This is a genomic window from Corynebacterium sp. HMSC069E04 (assembly GCF_001813175.1).
Taxonomy (GTDB): domain Bacteria; phylum Actinomycetota; class Actinomycetes; order Mycobacteriales; family Mycobacteriaceae; genus Corynebacterium; species Corynebacterium aurimucosum.
Genome location: NZ_KV811695.1, coordinates 1 through 352, shown reverse-complemented (window position 1 = coordinate 352; position 352 = coordinate 1). Strand labels below are relative to the sequence as shown.

1 pseudogene is annotated in these 352 nt (G+C 58.0%); it reads right to left on the bottom strand.

Annotated features, from left to right (window positions below):
- Nucleotides 1–294 (bottom strand): annotated as a pseudogene (locus tag HMPREF2896_RS09985) (HNH endonuclease); the annotation flags it as partial.
- Between the last annotated feature and the right edge of the window lie 58 nt (nt 295–352).

The following is a 352-nucleotide window of genomic DNA, read 5'->3' as shown; positions in this document are numbered from 1 at the left end:
TCCCCGTTCTAGTCGCCAGGTGTTGATGGGGCCTTCGACAGGGTGGACGAGGGTGGCGTAGCCTATTTCGGCAAACGTGTGGGTGAGAAACTCTGCGCCTGTCATGCGCGCGCCGTTAGTCAGGTTGAGCTGGATTTCGTCCCCGTCGCCGTTGATGATTTGGTCGAGCTCATTCAGGGTGATGATGACTTGGGTGCGCACGGCCGGCTTTGTACCGCTTGCTTGGTTGAAGAAGATGTCGTTGGCGGCTTGAAGGAGGTCGGTGTTGTTGGTGGATTCTAAGATTGCGCGCATGCTGGCAATCGTGGTGGCATCGTCGGTAATGGAGAGCGTGTTGGGGCCTTGTTCCCGG